The 21625-nt window shown below is 36.4% G+C and carries 19 protein-coding genes and 1 rRNA gene; 11 read left to right on the top strand and 9 right to left on the bottom strand.

Features of this window, described 5'->3' with window-relative positions; all coding sequences use genetic code 11:
• Window positions 1-82: 82 nt before the first annotated feature.
• The 9 genes from ACFSQP_RS09825 to ACFSQP_RS09785 all read left to right on the top strand — a co-directional run bounded on the left by ACFSQP_RS09825 (window position 83) and on the right by ACFSQP_RS09785 (window position 10976).
• Window positions 83-1531: a glyceraldehyde-3-phosphate dehydrogenase gene (locus ACFSQP_RS09825; protein WP_376893930.1), complete on the top strand. Its 1449-nt coding sequence runs from the start codon at window positions 83-85 to the stop codon at window positions 1529-1531.
• A gap of 177 nt (window positions 1532-1708) precedes the next feature.
• The gene (locus tag ACFSQP_RS09820; protein ID WP_376893928.1) at window positions 1709-2317 is read left to right on the top strand and encodes a tRNA (guanine-N1)-methyltransferase; all 609 of its coding nucleotides are present in this window, start codon (window positions 1709-1711) and stop codon (window positions 2315-2317) included.
• A 135-nt stretch (window positions 2318-2452) separates the two neighbouring features.
• Window positions 2453-3130 (top strand): tRNA (guanosine(37)-N1)-methyltransferase TrmD, encoded by a 678-nt coding sequence (gene trmD, locus ACFSQP_RS09815; RefSeq protein WP_376893926.1) that lies wholly within the window; start codon window positions 2453-2455, stop codon window positions 3128-3130.
• A gap of 140 nt (window positions 3131-3270) precedes the next feature.
• Window positions 3271-3624 carry a 50S ribosomal protein L19 gene (gene rplS / locus ACFSQP_RS09810; protein WP_376893924.1) on the top strand — a complete coding sequence of 118 codons (354 nt, stop codon included), beginning with the start codon at window positions 3271-3273 and terminating at the stop codon, window positions 3622-3624.
• Window positions 3625-4395: 771 nt separating this feature from the next.
• Window positions 4396-6621 carry an NADP-dependent isocitrate dehydrogenase gene (locus ACFSQP_RS09805; protein WP_376893922.1) on the top strand — a complete coding sequence of 742 codons (2226 nt, stop codon included), beginning with the start codon at window positions 4396-4398 and terminating at the stop codon, window positions 6619-6621.
• 70 nt (window positions 6622-6691) lie between these two features.
• Entirely contained in the window at window positions 6692-9067 is a 2376-nt protein-coding gene (locus tag ACFSQP_RS09800; protein WP_376893920.1) for a TonB-dependent receptor, read from the top strand.
• A 4-nt stretch (window positions 9068-9071) separates the two neighbouring features.
• Window positions 9072-9893 carry a DUF4249 domain-containing protein gene (locus ACFSQP_RS09795; RefSeq protein ID WP_376893918.1) on the top strand — a complete coding sequence of 274 codons (822 nt, stop codon included), beginning with the start codon at window positions 9072-9074 and terminating at the stop codon, window positions 9891-9893.
• Between the two features lie 20 nt (window positions 9894-9913).
• Window positions 9914-10759, top strand: coding sequence for an N-acetylmuramic acid 6-phosphate etherase (murQ, locus tag ACFSQP_RS09790; protein WP_376893917.1), 846 nt, complete (start codon window positions 9914-9916; stop codon window positions 10757-10759).
• Window positions 10731-10976 (top strand): DUF6095 family protein, encoded by a 246-nt coding sequence (locus ACFSQP_RS09785; protein WP_376893915.1) that lies wholly within the window; start codon window positions 10731-10733, stop codon window positions 10974-10976. The genes murQ and ACFSQP_RS09785 overlap by 29 nt, the downstream gene beginning before the upstream one ends.
• A gap of 52 nt (window positions 10977-11028) precedes the next feature.
• Here the strand turns inward: ACFSQP_RS09785 and rrf are convergent.
• From rrf to ACFSQP_RS09740, 9 genes are all read right to left on the bottom strand, one after another.
• Window positions 11029-11137, bottom strand: a 5S ribosomal RNA gene (gene rrf, locus ACFSQP_RS09780).
• Between the two features lie 215 nt (window positions 11138-11352).
• Window positions 11353-11829, bottom strand: a complete 477-nt coding sequence (locus ACFSQP_RS09775) for a T9SS type A sorting domain-containing protein (protein ID WP_376893913.1) — start codon at window positions 11827-11829, stop codon at window positions 11353-11355.
• Between the two features lie 119 nt (window positions 11830-11948).
• Window positions 11949-12854, bottom strand: coding sequence for an Lcl domain-containing protein (locus ACFSQP_RS09770; protein WP_376893911.1), 906 nt, complete (start codon window positions 12852-12854; stop codon window positions 11949-11951).
• A gap of 86 nt (window positions 12855-12940) precedes the next feature.
• The gene (locus ACFSQP_RS09765) at window positions 12941-13531 is read right to left on the bottom strand and encodes a hypothetical protein (protein ID WP_376893909.1); all 591 of its coding nucleotides are present in this window, start codon (window positions 13529-13531) and stop codon (window positions 12941-12943) included.
• Window positions 13532-13587: 56 nt separating this feature from the next.
• Window positions 13588-14286: a hypothetical protein gene (locus ACFSQP_RS09760; RefSeq protein ID WP_376893908.1), complete on the bottom strand. Its 699-nt coding sequence runs from the start codon at window positions 14284-14286 to the stop codon at window positions 13588-13590.
• A 139-nt stretch (window positions 14287-14425) separates the two neighbouring features.
• Window positions 14426-15784, bottom strand: a complete 1359-nt coding sequence (locus ACFSQP_RS09755; protein ID WP_376893906.1) for a T9SS type A sorting domain-containing protein — start codon at window positions 15782-15784, stop codon at window positions 14426-14428.
• Between the two features lie 29 nt (window positions 15785-15813).
• On the bottom strand, window positions 15814-16284 hold the full coding sequence (locus ACFSQP_RS09750) for a hypothetical protein (protein ID WP_376893904.1): 471 nt from the start codon (window positions 16282-16284) through the stop codon (window positions 15814-15816).
• A 15-nt stretch (window positions 16285-16299) separates the two neighbouring features.
• A complete protein-coding gene (locus ACFSQP_RS09745) occupies window positions 16300-17136 on the bottom strand; it encodes a DUF4412 domain-containing protein (protein WP_376893902.1) in 837 nt (278 codons plus the stop codon).
• 70 nt (window positions 17137-17206) lie between these two features.
• Window positions 17207-18076 carry a hypothetical protein gene (locus ACFSQP_RS09740; RefSeq protein WP_376893900.1) on the bottom strand — a complete coding sequence of 290 codons (870 nt, stop codon included), beginning with the start codon at window positions 18074-18076 and terminating at the stop codon, window positions 17207-17209.
• A 494-nt stretch (window positions 18077-18570) separates the two neighbouring features.
• On the opposite strand from ACFSQP_RS09740, the gene ACFSQP_RS09735 reads away from it, so the two are divergent.
• Both ACFSQP_RS09735 and ACFSQP_RS09730 read left to right on the top strand, forming a co-directional pair.
• A complete protein-coding gene (locus tag ACFSQP_RS09735) occupies window positions 18571-20598 on the top strand; it encodes a histidine kinase (protein WP_376893899.1) in 2028 nt (675 codons plus the stop codon).
• Window positions 20599-20601: 3 nt separating this feature from the next.
• Window positions 20602-21363, top strand: coding sequence for a LytR/AlgR family response regulator transcription factor (locus tag ACFSQP_RS09730; RefSeq protein ID WP_376893897.1), 762 nt, complete (start codon window positions 20602-20604; stop codon window positions 21361-21363).
• Window positions 21364-21625 lie beyond the last annotated feature (262 nt).

The raw sequence follows: 21625 nt of genomic DNA, 5'->3' as shown, positions 1-21625 counted from the left end.
CCATTGAAATATACTATTTTTACCGCATAATTTAGGCAACCTAAATAAAAACCATTTAACAACACACTAAAATTAGTAAACAATGAGTTTTAACGAAACTTATGAAAGCGAATTAGCATTTCAGGCCGACAGGCGTCGTGCAACGGTAGAATTTATTAAAATTATTAGCGACTTATGGTACGACAAATCCATTGAATTGGTTTTGTTCAGAAATCAGCTTATAGACCGTAATGTAAGCGAAATCTTGAACCTTCATGAATATGCCGGTGAGTTTGTTCAAAAACCAATTTCCATTTTCGATTCAGTAGAAATAGCTCAAGCTATCCAAACATTGGATCTACCGCCATCTCGTTTAGATATTGGTAAACTAACCTATGAATACCATTTAGAAGAGAAAAAATTCAGTAATGCGTTAGCATTTGTTGCTCATAAATTACAAGATGCGAATAAAGAACATAGTATAAAACCAAAAGATGTTGTTTTGTATGGTTTTGGTCGTATTGGTAGGCTAGTTGCCCGCGAACTTATGTTTAAAACTGGAAAAGGTAGTCAGTTACGCTTGCGCGCCATTGTTACACGTGGTGCTATAAACGAAACCGTTTTAGAAAAAAGAGCGTCTTTATTGCGCAATGATTCCGTGCATGGCGAATTTTCGGGAACGGTGGTAGCCGATGCCAAAAACAGCGCATTAATTATTAATGGTACCACTGTTAACATTATATCTGCCAACCAACCGGAGGATATAGATTACACACAATATGGCATTAACAACGCCTTGGTTATAGATAATACAGGTGCTTTTAGAGATTATGACGCTTTAAGCAGACACCTAAAATCTAAAGGGGCAGATAAAGTGTTACTAACAGCACCAGGCAAAGGTGTTCCTAATATAGTGCATGGTGTTAATCATGAAGCCCACAATCCGGATTCTGTGCATATTTTTTCGGCAGCATCGTGTACCACCAATGCCATTACACCGGTCCTTAAAGTAATGGAAGACACCTTTGGTGTACGTAGTGGACATTTAGAAACCATACACGCCTACACAAACGACCAAAATTTGGTAGATAATTTCCATAAAAAATACCGCCGTGGTCGCGCCGCAGCCTTAAACATGGTTATCACCGAAACTGGAGCTGGAAGTGCCGTATCTAAAGCCCTACCAAGTTTTGAAGGTAAATTAACATCCAATGCTATTCGCGTTCCAGTACCTAATGGCTCTCTAGCTATTTTAAATTTAGAATTAGAAAAAGAAACCACACTGGAAGCTCTAAACAAACAAATAAAACAGTATGCTTTAGAAGGCGATTTGGTAGAGCAAATAAAGTATGAGTTGAGTGACGAATTGGTATCATCGGATATTGTTGGTAGTTCGGCTCCTGCTATATACGATAGTAAAGCCACCATTGTACGTCCCGATGGTAAAAATGCCATTTTATACATTTGGTACGATAACGAATATGGTTACAGTTATCAAGTAATTCGTTTAGCAAAATATATAGCTAAAGTTAGACGCTACACCTACTATTAGTGGCAAACAACAATAAACCTTACTAAAATCCCGTTTCTAATAAAACGGGATTTTTTGTGCCCAATTAGTTCGTAATAGTAAAAAATACCTCCCTAGCTATTCGGGCTTTTATGAATTTATAGCCATTACTTAACATATTTTCTTATTTTAGCCAAGCTATCTTTACAAACCCATTCAATGAAAACTCTAAAAAAATTCGGATTTTTAATCACCTTATTAAGTATTATACAGCTACAAGCACAAAATCAGTCGGAAGCAGATCAACTATCATTAGAAAATGGGACACTGGACAATCAGTTTGAATATGTAATACAACGCTCCAACAATTATCAAGATTATAAAGTAGTTAAAAAAAATTGGCTTTACACGCTTAAAGCTAATACACTGGATTCTTTAAAATCTATTCATTCGGAATTGGCAAACGCACAAGCCAAAATAACGAAACACGAATCGGAAATTAACACACTACAAACCAATTTAGACGACACCATAGCGCGTTTACAGCAAACCACCAACGAAAAAAATAATATGGAAATGTTTGGTTTACAATTTACAAAGCCAAATTATAATTTAGTAATGTGGTCCCTAGTTGCTTTGCTTTTCTTTTTACTATTATTATTTGTTTACAAATTTAAAAATAGTCATGCCATTACCCGCCAGGCACAAAAAAACCTTTTGGAAACAGAAGCCGAGTTTGAAGAACACAGACGTATTGCGCTAGAGCGCGAACAGAAAGTACGACGCCAGTTACAAGACGAGATTAACAAACAGAAAGGTACTTCGTAAAAACTATTTTAATCCCCTTTTTCAACCTAAAAAATTCAAGTAGCGATGCGTTTTTTTTGATATTTCATAAACCTGAAATAAAAACCAAGACACAACGCCACGAAATCGATATATTTGCACTCTAAAAATACCAGTATGCGCATAGATATTATAACGGTTTTACCTGAGTTACTTAAAAGCCCTTTCGAGGCTTCTATTTTGAAACGCGCTATTGATGCCAATTTGGTGTCTGTTCACTTCCATAATTTACGCCAGTATACAACCGATAAATATAAAACCGTGGACGATTACCAGTTTGGCGGCGGTGCTGGTATGGTTATGATGATAGAACCAATTGATAAATGTATTAGCAGCTTAAAGGCCCAACGGCATTACGACGAAGTTATATATATGACACCCGATGGCGAAACCTTAAACCAGGGTATTGCCAACACCTTATCGTTAAAAAAAAATATTATAATTCTTTGTGGCCATTATAAAGGCGTTGACCAACGCGTTCGCGATAAACTTATAACACGAGAAATTTCTATTGGCGACTATGTTTTGTCCGGAGGTGAATTAGGAGCAGCCGTATTATGCGATGCCATAATAAGATTAATACCTGGTGTTTTGGGCAATGAAACCTCTGCCCTTACAGATTCTTTTCAAGACAATTTACTGGCGCCACCTATTTACACGCGTCCACGTGACTATAAAGGATGGAAAGTGCCCGAATTATTATTTAGTGGTAATTTTCCAGAAATAGAAAAATGGCGAGAAGAACAGGCCTACCAACGAACCAAAGCAAGGCGTCCAGACCTACTAGACTCCTAAAAACATAAAACTAGCTTTTAAAAAGTAAATTTATTAATTGTTAATTTATATTAAATAGCTATATTTGCACCCAATTTCAAAGTAACCTCTGGCGAGAACCGTGTATGTTGTTTTGGATTTAAATGTAAAAAATATAAAATATGGAATCTTTAATTAAATTTGTACAAGACGAGTTTGTACCAAAAAAAGATTTTCCAGAGTTTAAAGCTGGAGACACAATTACGGTTTACTACGAAATTAGAGAAGGTGAAAAAGTACGTACACAGTTCTTTAGAGGCGTAGTTATTCAAAAAAGAGGCACAGGTACTTCTGAAACATTTACAATTAGAAAAATGTCTGGTATTGTAGGTGTAGAGCGTATTTTCCCAATAAATATGCCAGCTTTACAAAAAATTGAAGTTAACAAACGTGGTAAAGTGCGTCGTGCACGTATTTACTACTTTAGAGGCTTAACTGGTAAGAAAGCTAGAATTAAAGAAAGTATGAAACGTTAATTAATTGTTTATAACGTTGAAAAGCCCTGTAATTACAGGGCTTTTTTTATGAACAAATGTTAATAACCAATATTAATAACTTGTTGAAAAACAGAATGTTATTAATTTTAAAAATCTATTATAATTTCCTATATTTGAATATCAAATTAATGGAAATCTCATTTATTTTGTTTTAAGATTCTTATTAATTTGTTATCCGAAACGTTCTTGCACATATCTTATTTTTAGGAGTAATTTGTAACGGTTTAATTGTAAACTAAATCAGACGATTTAGTACCTACATCGTGTTAATGTACAGTAGCGTTTTAAAGCACATGTGGGTTTTATAAAAGTTACAGCCAGCAAATTGTTTTGTTCTAGTATATAATTATGTACCCTCTTGGTAACATAATGCCACAAAAGCGCAAAAATAAGATGTTATAAACGGAAGTAGCTAAAAACTACTTTTGCAAATCGTTTCGAAATTGAAACTGTTTGTCTGTTTACTCACCACCTATTTAAGGAGTGAGAGTATGAAACAATTACAACAGATATTACCGTTTCAAAAGAAAGCCATATCTAAACAAACATAGGTTTGCTCGGATATGGCTTTTGTTTTAATCACACACCGCTTCACAAAAAAACCACACCAACTAATAGCTAAAATCACCCCCTGCTCATTCCTTATTAATTCCAAATAGAGTCCTCTTTCTACAGATGCTATCCTAATAGAATTTCATATATTTGCAGAACTTTTAAATATATGCACATAACAAAATTATAATCAAAGCAATGACAAACTCTTCTACCATAATTTATACAAAAACAGATGAAGCACCAGCGCTGGCAACCGCGTCTTTTTTACCTATAGTTAAAGCCTTTACAAAACCATCTGGTATTACTTTAGAAATTAAAGATATTTCATTAGCGGCTAGAATTTTAGCAGCTTTCCCAGAATACTTAACGCCGGACCAACACGTAGAAGATGCTTTGGCCATCTTAGGCAATATGGTAAAAACACCAGAAGCCAATATTATAAAACTTCCAAATATTAGTGCATCTATCCCGCAATTAACCGCAGCTATAAAAGAATTACAAGCTAAAGGTTTTGCCCTTCCAGACTATCCGGAAGCGGCTAAAACAGATACCGAAAAAGATATTAAAAACAGATACGATAAAATAAAAGGAAGTGCCGTAAACCCGGTACTTCGCGAAGGAAATTCGGATCGTCGTGCTCCAAAAGCCGTTAAAAATTTTGCCAAAAAGAATCCTCATAGTATGGGTGTATGGCATGAAAATTCTAAAACCCATGTAGCTACTATGTCTGAAGGCGATTTTGCCCACACCGAAAAGTCTGTTACGGTAACTAATGCTACAAGCATAACTATTACCCACACAGACACGGAAGGCAACAAAACCCTTCTTAAAAATGCCTTTCCGCTTCTTCCAGGCGAAATTATAGATGCCAGTGTTATGAGTAAAAAAGCGCTTATAAACTTTTTGGAGTCAGAAATTTCCGATGCTAAAAAACAGGATGTTCTTTTTTCATTGCACATGAAAGCCACCATGATGAAAGTTAGCGACCCTATCATTTTTGGTCATGCTGTACGCGTATTCTTTAAAGATCTTTTTGAAACCTATAAAAGCGATTTTGAAAAAATAGGCGTTGATGTTAATAATGGTTTCGGAAATCTTTTAAGCAATCTTTCCGAGTTACCAGCCGATAAACGTGAAGCAATTGAAGCGGATATTAAAACAGTTATGGAAAATCGCCCAGATTTAGCCATGGTAAACAGCGATAAAGGTATTACCAACTTGCATGTGCCAAGCGATGTAATTATTGATGCTTCTATGCCAGCAATGATTCGGACATCTGGAAAAATGTGGAATAAAAATGGCGAACTACAAGATACAAAAGCCGTAATACCAGATAGCAGCTATGCTGGTATTTACGCAGCAACCATAGATTTTTGTAAGGAGCATGGCGCATTTGATCCGGTTACCATGGGTACTGTTCCAAATGTTGGCCTAATGGCACAAAAAGCAGAAGAATATGGCTCGCATGATAAAACTTTCGAAATAAGTAAAAACGGTACTGTAACCGTAGCAGATGCCAATGGCCATGTATTAATAGAACACGCTGTAGAGACGGGCGACATATGGAGAATGTGCCAAGTAAAAGATGCGCCAATTCAAGATTGGGTAAAACTAGCCGTTAACCGTGCTAGAGCATCACAAACGCCAGCTGTATTTTGGTTGGACAAAAACCGTGCACACGACCAAGAATTAATTAAAAAAGTAACCGTATATTTAAAAGATCACGACACTACAGATTTAGATATTCGTATTTTATCGCCAATTGAAGCCACTAAATTCACACTAGAACGCGTTAAGGCTGGTAAAGATACCATCTCCGTTTCTGGAAATGTATTACGCGATTATTTAACCGATTTGTTTCCTATTTTAGAGTTAGGAACCAGCGCTAAAATGCTTTCTATTGTTCCTTTAATGAACGGTGGTGGCTTATTCGAAACCGGTGCAGGAGGTTCGGCTCCAAAACACGTAGAACAGCTAGTGCAAGAAAACCACCTACGTTGGGACTCACTTGGCGAATTTTTAGCTCTGGCGGTTTCCCTAGAGCATTTAGCAACGGTAACCCAAAATGAAAAAGCGGCTATTTTAGCAGAAGCATTGGATGAGGCTACAGAAAAACTTCTAGACAACAACCAATCACCATCCCGAAAAGTTGGCGAAATAGACAACAGAGGCAGTCACTTTTACCTAGCAAAATACTGGGCTGAAGCTTTGGCTAAACAATCTAAAAACAGCGATTTGAAAGCAACTTTCGAAAAAATAGCACTGTTATTTACTGCCGAAGAAGAAACCATTATGAAGGAATTAACCGAGGTTCAAGGAAAACCAGCAGACATTGGTGGCTACTATGCGCCAGACAGTAAATTAACAGCGCATGTTATGCGCCCAAGCAATACCTTAAATAAGATATTAAACACCTTATAACTTAAAATAAGATTATGTTAAAAGCTCCTTTACTAGGAGCTTTTTTTATATTTTTAATAAAAATTGGCTTATGAAATTCCGTATAATCGGATTGGTACTACTTCTTGTTGGTGGTATACAAACTAGTTTATCTCAAGACAAAGTTACCTTAAAAGGTATTATTTCCGATTCCGAAAGCAGTGAAACCTTAATTGGGGTCAATATCCTATTCCCCGAATTAAAATCTGGTGCAACAACCAATGAATATGGCTTTTATTCCATTACCCTGCCAAAAGGAACGTATGCCATTGTAATTAGCTATTTGGGCTATACACAAATATCCGATACCATTAACTTAACAACAGATACCACAAAAAACTTTCTGTTATCAGAATCTGTTCAAAGTTTAAATGAAGTCGTTATTACAGAAAACGTTGAAAAACTTAATATTCGAAAACCACAAATGAGCCTCAATGCCCTATCGGCAAACACCATTAAAGAAATTCCTGTGGTTTTTGGTGAAGCAGACGTTATTAAGTCTATTAGCTTATTACCCGGTGTAACTACCGCTGGCGAGGGCGCTTCTGGCTTTAATGTTCGTGGTGGCGCAGCCGACCAAAATTTAATACTGTTGGACGAGGCAACTATCTATAATTCATCGCATTTATTTGGATTTTTCTCCGTATTCAATCCGGATGCTATTAAAGATTTAAAGCTTTACAAAGGTGGTATTCCTGCACGATATGGTGGCAGAGTTTCTTCGGTTTTAGACATTTACCAAAAAGAAGGTAATAAAAATGCGTTTAAAATGAATGGTGGTATTGGTTTAATTTCTAGCAGATTATTGGCTGAAGGCCCAATAAACAAAGGAAATGGTTCCTTTTTATTGGGAGGAAGAGCAACTTATGCGCATTTATTTTTACCGCTATTCGATTTGGATAACAGTGCCTATTTTTACGACCTAAACACAAAAATAAGTTATAAGTTAAACCAAAATAACAACATTTATTTATCGGGCTATTTTGGACGCGATGTGTTAAGTTTTAACGATAGTTTCAAAAACACCTATGGCAATACTATTTTAAATTTTAGATGGAATCATTTGTTTAGCAACAAACTGTTTTCAAATTTATCGCTTATTTACTCCGATTATTATTATGGACTAAACCTCAATTTCATAGGTTTTAATTGGGATTCAGGTATTCAAAACTTTAATATTAAATACGATTTTAAACATTACCTTAACAACAATTTTACCTTGCAATACGGCCTAAATAGTATTTATCATAAATTTAATCCAGGCGAAATAAAACCATCGTCCGATGATTCTGGAATTAACCCCGATAAATTAATTGACAAATATGCTTTTGAAAATGCTTTTTATATAGATGTGGAACAAAAGTTGTCCAATAAAGTACAGCTATCCTATGGCTTGCGATATAGTACTTTTTTACGATTAGGTCAGGACGAACTAAATATATACGCTAATAATAGGCCTGTTGTATTTAATTCCGAGTTACAAATTTATGAAAAAGCAAAGCCCATTGGCGTAGAAAACTTTAAACGCGGAAAGGTTATGAAAAGTTTTGGAAATTTAGAGCCTCGATTAGCCCTTGCCTACCAAATTAATAGTCAGTCCTCTGTTAAAGCTAGTTATAACAGACTTACCCAATATTTGCACTTACTATCCAATACCAGTTCCCCCACTCCTTTGGATATTTGGACACCCAGCGGCCGCTATACAAAACCGCAGTTACTAGATCAGGTAGCGCTTGGATATTTTAAGAACTTTAATAACGATACTTACTCCCTTGAAGTAGAAACATTTTATAAAACTGTAAAAAATAGAATAGATTATGTGGATGGTGCCAACTTAATTGCCAACGATGCTATAGAGCAAGTAATTTTGAATGGTGAAGCCAAAGCGTACGGATTAGAGGTTTTGTTTCGAAAAAATACAGGTAAACTTACCGGATGGCTTTCATATACATTATCCAATTCCGAACAACGTACACCCGGAATTACTTCTGCAGACCCCGGTATAAATAACGGCGAATGGTACAAAACGGCTTACAACAAAACACACGATATATCTATTACGTCCAGCTATAAATACAACAAAAAATGGCGTTTTAATGCGAACTTTTTGTTTCAAACAGGCCAACCAGTAACCTATCCAAATGCACAATACGAATACAATGGCATTAAAATACCAAACTACGGTTTACGAAATGAATTCCGACTTCCGGCCTACAACCGATTAGATATTTCAGCAACCTATACGCCTAAACCCGATAAAAAAGAAGGCTGGCAAAGCGAGTGGGTATTTGGTATTTACAATGTTTATAACCGCTCCAATGCGGCAAGTATTACATTTTCAGAAAACAGAGATACAGGGGTAAATGAAGCTACGAGATTATCTATTTTTGGTATTGTACCATCTATAACCTATAATTTTAAATTTTAAATTCATGAAAAATCGAATTCTTTTAATAATTACAGGACTTTTACTTATTAGTTGTGAAGATGTTATAGATGTAAATGTTCCCACATCCGAACCAAAATTAGTTATAGATGCGTCTATAAATTGGATAAAAGGTACTAGTGGTAATGAACAACAAATTAAATTATCACTAACAGCTCCTTATTTTGATACCACCATCCCACCTGCAAACGATGCTGAAGTTTTTATAACCAACCAGAATAGTACTATATTCTCTTTTATTGAGGACGGTGCTAGCGGCACATACTTAAACACCAACTTTATACCCGTTATAAACGAGGTGTATACGCTAACAGTAATTTATAATAATGAAACCTATACGGCAACAGAAATATTGACATCGGTGCCAGATTTCGATTATATTGAGCAAAAATTGGAAGGTGGGTTTTCAGGCGAAGAAACGGAAATTAAGGCCTATTTTACAGACCCAGGAGCAACAACAAATTATTACTTTTTCGAATTTATACCAAGCATTCCCGTTACCAAAACACTGTCTGTTTTAGAGGACGAATTTGTTAATGGCAACCAAATATTTGGCTATTATGTAGAGGAAGACCTCACACCAGGTGAATCTGTTACAATACGTAACCATGGTGTATCGGAACGCTTTTATGAATACATGTTTATTTTGTTGCAACAAACAGGTAATAATGGTGGTGGTCCATTTGAAACACAACCAGCTACCGTGCGCGGAAACTGTATAAACAATACCAATCCAGAAAATTATCCTTTAGGGTACTTTCGACTGTCTGAAGTGGCTCAAATTAACTACACTATAATGCAACCATAAAACCTTGATTACCTGCAATAATGAAACCTAATAAATCATTTCACAAAACAACGGAACAAGACTCACATTATTCCAATTTGGAAAATATGCCGGTTGCCGATATTCTTAAAAATATAAACAAGGAAGATAATAGCGTACCAAAAGCGATTGAAAAAGCACTGCCTCAAATTGAAAGTTTAGTTATTAAAATTGTTGAAAAAATAAAAAATGGCGGCAGACTGTTTTATATAGGCGCCGGAACAAGTGGCCGTTTAGGGGTACTAGATGCCTCGGAATGCCCACCTACGTTTGGCGTATCTCCAAACCTAGTAATTGGTATTATTGCAGGAGGCGATAAGGCTCTCAAACATGCTGTTGAAAACGCCGAAGATTCCACTAACACAGGTTGGGAGGATTTAATGGCTCACAACATAACTTCAAAAGATATGGTAGTAGGTATTGCCGCATCTGGAACGACACCTTATGTTTTTAGCGCTCTTAAAAAATGTAACGAATCGCAAATTACAACCGCCAGTATTACATGTAATAAAAATAGCCCTATTTCGCGTATTTCAAAATACCCAATAGAGGTAATAGTAGGACCCGAATTTATAACTGGAAGCTCCAGAATGAAGGCAGGCACCGCTCAAAAATTAGTTTTAAACATGTTAACCACCACTAGCATGATTCAGCTGGGCTATATAAAAGACAACAAGATGGTTAATATGATGTTAAGTAACGAAAAATTAAAAAATAGAGGTGTAAAAATGTTGCAAGAGCAACTAAACATATCCCAACAAGAAGCTATTAGCTTATTAGAAACACATAAAAACGTTAATAAAGCAATACAGACCTATTATGAAAGAAGCAAAAACCAAACACACTGATAAAGATTTATTAATTACAGGCATAAAAAAAATGGCCTTATCCGTGCTAACCATGTTTATAGGACCTACGTTAATTTACATAGCTTTTTCAAATCAGGAAAAACCACTGTATATACCCATTTTAGCGCTAGGAATAGCTGTTTGTACGGCAGCTATATATTTTGCTTTTAAAGGTATAAATACCATAATGGATAGTATGTTTGGAAAGAAAAAATAGTAACGAACGAGATTAAAAAATCCCAAATACAAAAAGTAAATGGAATTATAAAAAAAGACGGTGACCTACTCTTCTACAATACGCAGTACCATCGGCGCTAACGGACTTAACTTCTCGGATTGGAATGGTACGAGTTGAGCCCCGTTGCTATAACCACCTTGAATTTTGACCTCTAACTTGGTGAGTAATTACAGTTCTGTATTATATATTTTTCAGAAACAGACAGGAAACAACAATAAGGCACTGTGTAAATCATATCAATTGTTTAATTTTTTTGTTCATGTCAACTTTCCAGTTGTTGTTCGAGACAGTTGAAACGAGATTATTTTTACCATTTAAGGTTACCTCGTAAAATCATTTTTCAACATAACAACTGCTAGTTGTTTACAATCAATTTCTTATGAATTATATATCCATTGTGGTCAAACCGCAAAAGGTAAACGCCATTGGGAAAATTGGATGTATCTATCCTTGCGGTTCCGGTATTTGCTGTTTTTGACACAATTGCTTTTCCATTTATATCAAAAACTATCATTTGTATTTCGCCATGAGGCAAATTGGTAATAGTTACATAATCTTTAGCAGGGTTTGGGTACAACAACAATTGGTTACCAGTAGAGTCTTCATAACCAATATTTAAAGTTTCTCCAAAATCCGGACTTATAAAGCCTTCAGATAAAAGTATGTTACCTGCATTGCGTTCTTGTACGTTTACTTCACCTATAGTATAAAGTACAATTATGTTGCCGTTTGAAGTACTGTTACCACCACTATCAATAGAAAATTTTTCGATGGTTTGAGCTTGAGCCCATAAGCACCCAAAGCCGATGATGAATGTTAGTATGTGTTTCATGTGTTAATTTTTATTGTTTTATAAAGTCTATGTTTCGGCTACATTTAACCCAAACAAGCTTGGCTCTGTTATAGTTTTTTTCAAAAATTCGACCGCTTCGCGGTTAAATTATTGAATAGTTAAAAAGCCCGAATAGCGCGAACCCGGAGTGTGTTGAGTTTACCAGCGCTGAGCTGGCTGCCATCGCCGAAGTCCTGATACCATGCGTCGCTACTACTGCTCTCGGTAGAACTCCAATAGAGGGCATAACTTAAAAGGCTACCTCCGTTTGCTATTGCCGTAGTATCAATGCTTACCATGTTTTGATATATCAGGTTTAGTTCGTATTTCGAGGGCAAATACCAATCGCCATAGTATTTACCGTTTTCTGTAATTAGTAATTCATTGCAAATACGAGCTGCATAGGTGTTACCATCATCGCCAATGGCAACTTGTGCAGCAATAATAATTGATGTGTTGGCTTTGCCAGCATAAGGTCCGTTTCCTCTGGCTTGAGTATTGCCGTTGGTCCCTGCATGCCATCTTACTCCTGTGCTTTGGTCTTGTTTGGCACAAACAAGACCATGTTGTCCCGTTTCGTCAACCCAAAATACAATGCCTCCATGGGCAAAGTCACCCACAGAATAGGTGGTTACACCGCTTACACTTTCAGCAGTTTGTGCGTGTATGGCATAAGGTACTGCCATAAACTGCGTCGTACCCATATCGGTAAGACCACCTCCTGTATTTATCTGTACGTTTAGGTAATGGTCGTCTGCACTCCAATCAATGGTGCTGAATGTGCCTGAAATGGGTGTGCCCTCGCCAATGTTTATAATAACAATGCCGTTGGCATCGGTGGTTGGGCTGTGGGTTTCTTGATATACACTTGTGGCACCTTGCAAAATGGTAAACTGTACCTGTATTAAATCGTTAGCAACCACGTTACCAGAGCCGTCTTTTACAATGGCTTTATAATTAATGCCTTGTTGTGCGAACGTGCTTCCAAAAAGGAAAAGCACCATAATTTGTAGTATTATTTTCATGTGAATCTGTTTTTGTTATTTCGTTTTTTATAATTGTCCTAATCAGTTCATTCTTATTACCGAACCCATTTTAAGGCATCAATCTATTAAAAATTGATTTTTTCTAAATCGGTTTTTGCCTGCAACAGCTTTTTACTGTCAAGTCTTCTACCAGTCAAGGCTATGTGATAGCGGTTTTGTTTGATGTATTGCAACTCCGAAAATTGGATGTCTTTAACACGCTCTTCTTTTAATAACATCCTAACACCTTGATGGTCTTGGGTTTTTGCCCAATAATTATCCCCTTTGTTGTTTACCTCCATGGAAATCATTTTGTGGACGGCATTGACATGCCCAAAGCCATAATTTCCGGCACCATCCAAAATTTGAACTGTTATATTTTCGCTTTCATGATTAGGGTTTGTACTTACACTATAGGTTCCTACAACGGTTTGCGGTGCTGGCGAATCTGAACTTCTTAAAGGCAAACCTGCCAATTGTTTAGGCAGTTTAGCCTTGAGTTGGTCTATTTGCAATGGTTCTGTTGTTATCAAGTTTTGTTGCCAAGAACCAACTTTAGTCGAATTTTCAAGTTCATCCATCTTTTCTTCAAATACATTATTTTCCTTATTTGAAGATTGCTTGCATGAACTCGTTGCTAACAAGATGAAAATCAGCATCAAAAAAATGGGTCTCATAAGATTTTGGTTTTAAAATTCAACATATACAAGTCATTTTGTTTTTTTCCTATTGTTTAGAAATATTTTGCAATCCATTTAATACCGTCCTCTGCTTGAACATTTTTAACTACAACCTTACTAGGTTTATTAGAGGTAATTTTCGGATTCATTTTATGAATATCTTCAATGGTATAGGCAATAACATTCAATCCTGCTTTTAGTTCCAATTGATAGTGATAGCTGGCGTTTACCGTCTCTTCTGAAAACTGAAATATAGTAGCACATTCGGTTTTAAGTGTGGTGGCTTCAGCAACGTAAACCATTTCGTAAAATGTGCCCTCAACGGGATTGTTGTAGGCTTCGTCTTCCATCCAATGCATCAACCGCTCATCGGTAACTGGAAACAATACGCCTACATAACGGTTTTTGTGCCACAGTGTAATGGGGCTTATACTGGTAGCCATAACCTTTGGATACTCGGGTTCGTCTTGCCCAATGCAATTAAAACGGAGTGCGTATTTAAAAGCGTCCGCTACCATTTGTTTTTCCGTATCGGCAGATTGAAAGGCTTCTTTTTCCGGAAAATTGAATTCCAAAGTACCATTGGCGCTTAATTTCCCAATGGTTACAGCGCTGTCCATCCCCATAGGCCAAAGTACTATGTCCATTTCGGGCATGTTCTTTAACGGGTTTTCAAGCTTTCCAGTATGGGTTTGTGTATGCCCTAAAATACATAGAAGTAGACCAAGAAATGTAAATAATTGCTGTTTCATTGTATGTTTTTTAATGTTTGTAGACTTGTTATTGTAAACCTAAAAGCAGTCAAAAACGAAACATTTTCAATGGTTGGTTATCATTTGTGAAAAGTGCTTCGTTGTTCGTGTTTTACACCCAAGGATGACGGCCTTAAACTTAATTACTGACAACCAATTTTTTATAGGTTATTTTATCCTTGTGGGCAATGCGTACCATGTAGATGCCGTTGGTAAAATTGGTTGTGTTAATGGTTTCTATGTCTTTTTTGGTGTTTGTTGAAAACACTTCTTTTCCCGTAATGTCAAAAACTTTTATGTCCGTTTCGCCATTTGGTAAATTTGATAAGGTTACCAAATCGTTGGCTGGGTTGGGATATAAAGAAACCCTTAAAACTTCGTTGTCTTGAACACTCAAAGTGTTTGTAAATTTCATAACGGACAATTCGAAACCGTAGCCAGTATCAGTAAATGCTACAATTGGTTCATTATTACTGTTAAATACCAAAGAAGTGTAGTATATTTGTTCATTGGAAAAACCTTGGTTTCCGACTGTTTCCCAGCTACTGCCGTTAAATTTTTTAACGGATCCCCAATAAAGATAACTACCATCCGAATAGGCTACATAAGGTTCGTCGTTAGAGTTTAGTGCCATGGAAATATAATCTTGACCACCACCCGAATAACCTGATAATCCCACGTTTACCCAATTGGTGCCATCAAACTTCATAACGGAGCTATCTTCAATAAAATCATAAAAAGCCACATACGGCTCGTTATTACTACTAAATGCTAGAGAAGTGTTCCACGCTTTTCCTGTTGAAAAGCCTGGTGTTCCCACATCTACCCAATTGGTACCATCAAACTTCATCACTGTTGCCTTTTCTGAATTGCCAAAATCTTTATAAGAAATGTGTGGTACATCATTGCTGCTAAACTTAAATGAAATAAAGTCGGCCTTACCAGCAGAGAAACCTGGTGATCCAACATATACCCAATCAGTGCCATTAAATTTCATTACGGTTGCTTTTTGTGAAAATGAGGCATCGGCAAAAGCTATATATGGTTCACCACTATTGCTAAACGCCAATGAGGTAAATTGTGTACCACTTGTTGAAAAACCGGGAATACCAACATTAACCCAATTGGTTCCGTCAAATTTCATAACGGTAGCCTTGAAATCATTCCCATGGTCTGTATAGCTCACATAAGGCTCATCCGTATTACTGAATACCAAAGAGATATCCGAAACCATTTGTGCCGAGAAATCTGGTTGCCCAACACCTATCCAATCGGTTCCATCGAACTTCATGACTTCAATATGTGCAAAATTACCACTTCCACCACGAAAAGCGACATAAGGCTCGTCGGCACTATTAAGAGCCATCGAAGAATAAGTCGAAACTCCAGTTGAAAACCCTGGCGTACCCACATATTCCCAACTTTGTGCAATGGACAATGGTATAGTGCATAGTGTTAAAACTATAAAAAATGTAAAATTGTGTAGTGTTGTTTTCATATTTGTCATGTTTTAATTTATTCTAGAAATCAATCAACCTTAAACGAAAGCGTGGTATTTATGGATTCTGAATTTATCTTTACTGGTTTCATTTCCAGTTGTATTTCATAATTTCCTGGAGCGAGTTTGCCTTTGTTTTTAATGGTTGTTTTTTGAAGCAACGGAATAAAATCGAAAGCTTCCACGGGAACATACATATCACCCGGTAACCATGGCCAATCGTTACGGCTGCTACTCCCTACAACTTTTCCATTATAAGTAATGGTAGTTTTCATTTGAAAGAGCACTAAATCCTCGTTTCCCGAATTATTCTTAAATCGGAACAGGATTTTGTGCTTGCCATCCCTAAAGTTTTTGAACAGAGCTACTGGTTCCTGTAATTTTAATGTGGTGGTTTTACCCCAACCTTCCACAATAAGATTGCCCGAAAGTGATTGCCCCAAAGTGGTAGAACCAAACATACTGAGCATAAAAACAATGGGATAGATAAAAGATTTCATACAGTAAATTGTATTTTATAGTTTTAAATAATCTTTGGTGCTAAACTTATAGTCTACAGCTTCAATGGCCACACACGTCATAGTTCCAGACGTATTTTTCTTGCCCTTGTTCGTTTTATCAATCATTTCCATGTACATTAACAGTGCACCCTCGTACTCTTTAAACTGGTTTTTAATGGGGTCGGGATACCGGTCCATTTCAGATTTGAATAGGTGATCTAAACTTACAGGAGCATTTACCGTAAAATAGGATACAAATGTATAGGCATCATTTTCAAACTTTTTACCTATACAATCGTAACCTAAAATTGTTTTATTGGGAAGGTCTGTTATGGTTAAATTCTCTAACGATGGCGCTTTTATGTCGTCAATATCCTCTAGGTCTTCGTTCATATCTAAAGAGGTTGCCGTTACCACTTTGTTGCCGCCGCTTTCCATGAACATATAGGTGGTATTTAGATCATCATCTATAACCATAAAAAAAGGGACACCTGCATTCATTTTCATACCCATATATGTGGCTTCTGGCTGGAGAAAATAATCGATGTCCATATCGCCGCTAGAGGTGGTCATTTTTAATTGGTACCTATATGAAAATTGATAAGAATCGGGAACATTTTTGGCATCTACCTTTTTACCCTTTGATGGCGAACTATTAAGATTGACATCAAAAATTTTGTCTAAAGAATTGGACGCATTATCGGAGGCTTTTTTGGCAGTTTTCTCAACAACCGTCTGTTCTACCTTCTCTTCAACCCTTTTCTTGAGTTTCTTTAAAAATTGAGCTTCGGCGGTTGGCACAAAGGCGAAAACTGCCAAAAGCAAGAGTATGATGTGTTTTATTTTTTCCATGACCATCTTTTTAGATTTTTAAATTTAAAATTCTCGTTTTCGCTATTCACTTTTTATACTTAAAACGCTATCAATTCGATTGTACTACAAATACTGCCTGACAGCTGGCTGATATTGAGGAAGAAGAAAGTATTTCTGGTACGCCATTTTTCCAGAGCATAGCCTTAAAAGTGGAAAAACCATCAGATTCTTCCCCGACTACATACACGTCGTTTTCTGACACATAAACCGACATGGCTCTAGATGGAAAGCCCGATAAGTTTTGAACTATTTCTCCGTTTTTCCATAGTCTTGCCCTGTGATGATTATTGATATATTCGTTCACAACCACATACTCATCGTCACCAGAAACAAACACAGAAAGCGCTTCAGCATTGTTTGCGCCATCGGTTAGGTCTTGAGATATTCCGTTTCGCCAAAGTTTGGCCACATGAACAGAACCATTATATTCACGTCCAACTACATACACATCGTTTCCGGAAACATAAACAGACTGGGCTTTGGCATGGTTTATCCCGTCGGTTAAGTTTTGAGCCACACCGTTTTTCCAGAGTTTGGCAACATCTGTAGAATTAATTCGCTCCTGTCCAACTACATAAACATCATTGCCAGAAACGAAAACTGAATGGGATTCAGCTTGATTGGACCCATCAGTTAAATCTTGGGGCATGCCGTTTTTCCATAGTTTGGCAACCCATTGAGAGGTAGAAGCACTGCGTTCCCGACCAGCAACATAAACATCATTACCAGAAACATAGACAGAACGCGCTGTGGCATTCCTGGTTCCATCGGATAGGTCTTGAGCTATACCGTTTTTCCAGAGTTTGGCAACCCAGATTGAACCATTGTCTTCAGCACCTGCAACATACACATCATTTCCGGAAACAAATACGGAATAGCCTATTGCCTTGTTTGTTCCATCAGTTAGGTCTTGAGACACTCCATTTTTCCAAAGTTTAGCAACATTAACACCATTAATCACTTCTGCACCAACTGCATACACGTCATAAACTGGATTGGGTATTACATCGTTGTTATCTGCATCGCATCCTGTAACTAATAACAATAAGGTAGCGATTGGGATAAGAAATAGAGCTTTTGTTTTCATAATGGCTAGGATTTTATGGTATATGCCAAATCTAACTAGCAACAGTTGTTTTAAAAACACGTATTTAGAATTTGGCAGATTCCATTTAGAATTTGGAAAAAGAAGCTTTAGTTAACCAAATTCTAAATTCAGGCAACCAAATTCTAAATTTTGTATAAAGGAGTAGAAATCATTTTTTATATTGTAAGGTATTGAAGGTTAAGATAATATTGGTTTTAGATTTAGAATACGAAAAAATGAAAATGACCCTTCATTGCGTTTTAAGTGTTAAGCAAAATGTTAATTTGGGTGTTACAAACATCCCAGGAAAGAATAATTACTAATACATGAAAAAAGCGGTAATCATTGGTATTTTTTTCATTTTCAACTGTCTTGCTATATCTGGGCAGATAAATGCTGATACTGTTGCTATAAAATTAGATCTCATAAACCATCCAGAAGTAAAAGCGCTTAAAACCAATAGTAATGTTGCTTTCAAAACTATTTTAGGCTCCAATAACTGGAAGGCTTACGATTCTACTTTCGCTGTAAATAGCGAAACGGCAGTATGGATTAATTTCGAAATAAAAAACACCTCTCAAGATAGTCTCACAACTTATCTTTTTTACGGTGGTTATTACGTGGACATTTATTTGGAACAAGAAAATGGTTACGAACATTACAAAAATGGGTACTTCAGACCAGTAAACCAACGATCTGAACCGAAATCGTATTATTTTACAGAACTCACACTTGCAGCATTTCAACAAGCGCAATGTTATATAAAATTGAGTTCTCATAGCGATAAAAAAAATTATACTGCGCCCATTTTGTTTTCAAAACTTGGGTATTTGGAGTTTATGGACACTGTTAAACGAGCACATTCGCCGCCTGTAGCCTTTATCTATGTCTATTTGGTTTCGCTTTGCTGTATTGCCCTATTTACATTAGTGTTTTGCTTTCGTTTAAAAAAACAAGTCTATTACTATTACTTTATGTATCTGTTTTTTCAAATTGTTTATGCATTTCTGGTTTTACAGAGCACACCTGCAACTATAGTAAACCTGGCTCAACATTTTCCCCATTTTTCATACCTGATTGCAGAATCAGTGCAATTTATCTTCATTGGTTTTTATATATACTTTATACTGTATTTGCTTTCTTTAAAAACCTTTAGCCTTAAACTTGCCAAAGCTTTAAAAATACTGGCTATTGTATGCTTTGGATATGCCCTATTGTGGTTTGGATTTAATGTTTTTCACTTCAACTCGGACGTCAGAAGGATGGCATCCATCATTATTCGTATTGTTGTTTTACCATTTAATCTGTTCTTGTTTGGTTGGATAATTTACAAAGTAAAACATCCATTGTTAAAATATTTTGTTGTCGGACAGAGTCTCTTTTTTGTAGGTTCCGTTCTTTCATCCATTGTTTACTACAACGGCTTACACCTAGTGCCAAATGGTATTTTTAATTTTTGGCATTCCCAAAACATCATCTTTATGGCTGGGTTATTGGGCGAAGTGCTTTGTTTTTCAATAGCTTTGGGCGAAAGCATGTTTCTTGTTCAAAAAGAAAAAGAAAAGACGAGCCAAAAACTAATTGAGCAATTACAGCAAAACCAGATTATGGAAAGCAATATGCGCAAGGAGTTGGATAAACAAATTAACCAAAAAACCGAAGAACTGATACAACTCTATTCAGAAATAGAAAAGCAAAAAGAGGAACAGTTTAAGAAATCGTTTACCGAACGGCTTCGGAATATGGAAATGCTGGCATTGCGCTCTCAAATGAATCCACATTTTATATTTAACAGCCTTAATGCCCTTAAAAGTTTGGTAATGCAATCGCGAGATGAGGCTGCCATTAATTATTTGGATGATTTTTCAATACTGTTACGAACCATCTTGCAAAACAGCAGTAAAAACATCATTACCGTGGAAGAAGAGCTGGAAATATTAGTGCTCTATCTTTCATTAGAAAAAAGCAGGCTGGGTAATAATTTTTCTTACCACATCCAATGTAATTCCCGTGAAGCACTATCCCAATATACCATACCGCCATTGTTGCTGCAACCTTTTGTAGAGAACGCTATATGGCATGGCCTACACCCAAGCAACAAACCCCAAAAAAATCTTTCAGTGATATTTGACACCTCCAAACAGCTCAAAATTATCATTGAAGACAATGGTATTGGACGAATGGAAAGCGGAAAAGCAAAAAAAATGCACCAACCTCTAGGAACCAATATCACAAAAGAGCGATTAACCTTGTATAACCATATAAGTCATACCCAAATGCAACTGAATATTTTAGACCTTGAAGAGAATGGTGTCCCTTCAGGTACACGTATAACCATAACATATATAGATTAGGCCATGGTAAAAATTATTATTATCGATGATGAAGTACACTGTGTAGATGTGTTGCTAAATCTTATTAAAAAAGCGCATCCAGATTATGACATTTTAGGCGCCTTTTATAATCCTTTGAAGGGTTTAGAATTTATTAAAGCTAATCCCCCAGACCTTTTATTTCTGGACATTGAAATGCCCAATCTTAATGGATTTGCTTTGTTAGATAGAATGCTACCCATAGATTTCGACATTATTTTTACAACGGCTTATGACAAGTATGCCATTCGCGCCTTTGAATATAGTGCCATTAATTACCTATTAAAGCCCATAACAGAAAAAAGTATTGTTCAAGCCCTGTCATACTGGGAAAAAAGGCGCAAAAAAATCACTATGGAACAGTGGCAATTGTTGCAAAAAAATATAAACAATTCCGCGAATAGTACTTCTAAAATAGCACTACCTACAGGAGTGGGCTACCACATTGTGGAGATTAAAAATATTTCACGCTGTGAATCGGACAATAACTATACCTACTTCTTTCTTAAGAACGAACAAAAACTACTCATTTGTAAAACTCTTAAGGAAATAGAAGAACTGCTTCGCAATTATGGCTTTTTACGAGTACACCAGTCTCATTTAATCAATCCACAGTTCGTAAAGGCCATTCTAAAACAGGACGGAGGAACGGTACTTATGAGCGATGGCAAGGAAATTCCCGTTTCAAGGGCAAAACGCAGTGAAATAACTGGTATTTTAGAGTCCATGTTACGCTTTAAGTATTAAAAGAGTATTACTATCGTTTGCGAATGGGCAATAATGATTAACATGAAAAGGAATAAAAAAAGAAAAGGTTTATGCTCATATAATGGAGGAATCCTTAAACCAAGAAGTCCCAGGAACAGTAAGCATCTTGGGAAATACCACACTTTAGCCCAATATACAACCAAAGAATTATAAACAAAAAAAAATCCCGATTCGTAATTTGAATCGGGATTTTAAAAAAGGCGGCGACCTACTCTCCCACGAGATGCAGTACCATCGGCGC

It is taken from the genome of Bizionia sediminis (assembly GCF_042684585.1).
GTDB lineage: Bacteria > Bacteroidota > Bacteroidia > Flavobacteriales > Flavobacteriaceae > Algorimicrobium > Algorimicrobium sediminis.
Note: the sequence above shows the minus strand (reverse complement) of the source record. Positions and strands in the feature narration are given on the sequence as shown.

Excerpts from the sequence above, each read along its gene's own strand:
- ACFSQP_RS09800 (WP_376893920.1), top strand. The coding sequence starts at position 6,692 with ATGAAATTCCGTATAATCGGATTGGTACTACTTCTTGTTGGTGGTATA.
- ACFSQP_RS09765 (WP_376893909.1), bottom strand. The coding sequence starts at position 13,531 with ATGAGACCCATTTTTTTGATGCTGATTTTCATCTTGTTAGCAACGAGT.
- ACFSQP_RS09755 (WP_376893906.1), bottom strand. The coding sequence starts at position 15,784 with ATGAAAACAACACTACACAATTTTACATTTTTTATAGTTTTAACACTA.
- ACFSQP_RS09785 (WP_376893915.1), top strand. The coding sequence starts at position 10,731 with ATGAAAGAAGCAAAAACCAAACACACTGATAAAGATTTATTAATTACA.
- ACFSQP_RS09775 (WP_376893913.1), bottom strand. The coding sequence starts at position 11,829 with ATGAAACACATACTAACATTCATCATCGGCTTTGGGTGCTTATGGGCT.
- rplS (WP_376893924.1), top strand. The coding sequence starts at position 3,271 with ATGGAATCTTTAATTAAATTTGTACAAGACGAGTTTGTACCAAAAAAA.
- ACFSQP_RS09825 (WP_376893930.1), top strand. The coding sequence starts at position 83 with ATGAGTTTTAACGAAACTTATGAAAGCGAATTAGCATTTCAGGCCGAC.
- ACFSQP_RS09820 (WP_376893928.1), top strand. The coding sequence starts at position 1,709 with ATGAAAACTCTAAAAAAATTCGGATTTTTAATCACCTTATTAAGTATT.
- trmD (WP_376893926.1), top strand. The coding sequence starts at position 2,453 with ATGCGCATAGATATTATAACGGTTTTACCTGAGTTACTTAAAAGCCCT.
- ACFSQP_RS09745 (WP_376893902.1), bottom strand. The coding sequence starts at position 17,136 with ATGGAAAAAATAAAACACATCATACTCTTGCTTTTGGCAGTTTTCGCC.
- ACFSQP_RS09750 (WP_376893904.1), bottom strand. The coding sequence starts at position 16,284 with ATGAAATCTTTTATCTATCCCATTGTTTTTATGCTCAGTATGTTTGGT.
- ACFSQP_RS09770 (WP_376893911.1), bottom strand. The coding sequence starts at position 12,854 with ATGAAAATAATACTACAAATTATGGTGCTTTTCCTTTTTGGAAGCACG.
- murQ (WP_376893917.1), top strand. The coding sequence starts at position 9,914 with ATGAAACCTAATAAATCATTTCACAAAACAACGGAACAAGACTCACAT.
- ACFSQP_RS09730 (WP_376893897.1), top strand. The coding sequence starts at position 20,602 with ATGGTAAAAATTATTATTATCGATGATGAAGTACACTGTGTAGATGTG.
- ACFSQP_RS09735 (WP_376893899.1), top strand. The coding sequence starts at position 18,571 with ATGAAAAAAGCGGTAATCATTGGTATTTTTTTCATTTTCAACTGTCTT.
- ACFSQP_RS09795 (WP_376893918.1), top strand. The coding sequence starts at position 9,072 with ATGAAAAATCGAATTCTTTTAATAATTACAGGACTTTTACTTATTAGT.
- ACFSQP_RS09805 (WP_376893922.1), top strand. The coding sequence starts at position 4,396 with ATGACAAACTCTTCTACCATAATTTATACAAAAACAGATGAAGCACCA.
- ACFSQP_RS09760 (WP_376893908.1), bottom strand. The coding sequence starts at position 14,286 with ATGAAACAGCAATTATTTACATTTCTTGGTCTACTTCTATGTATTTTA.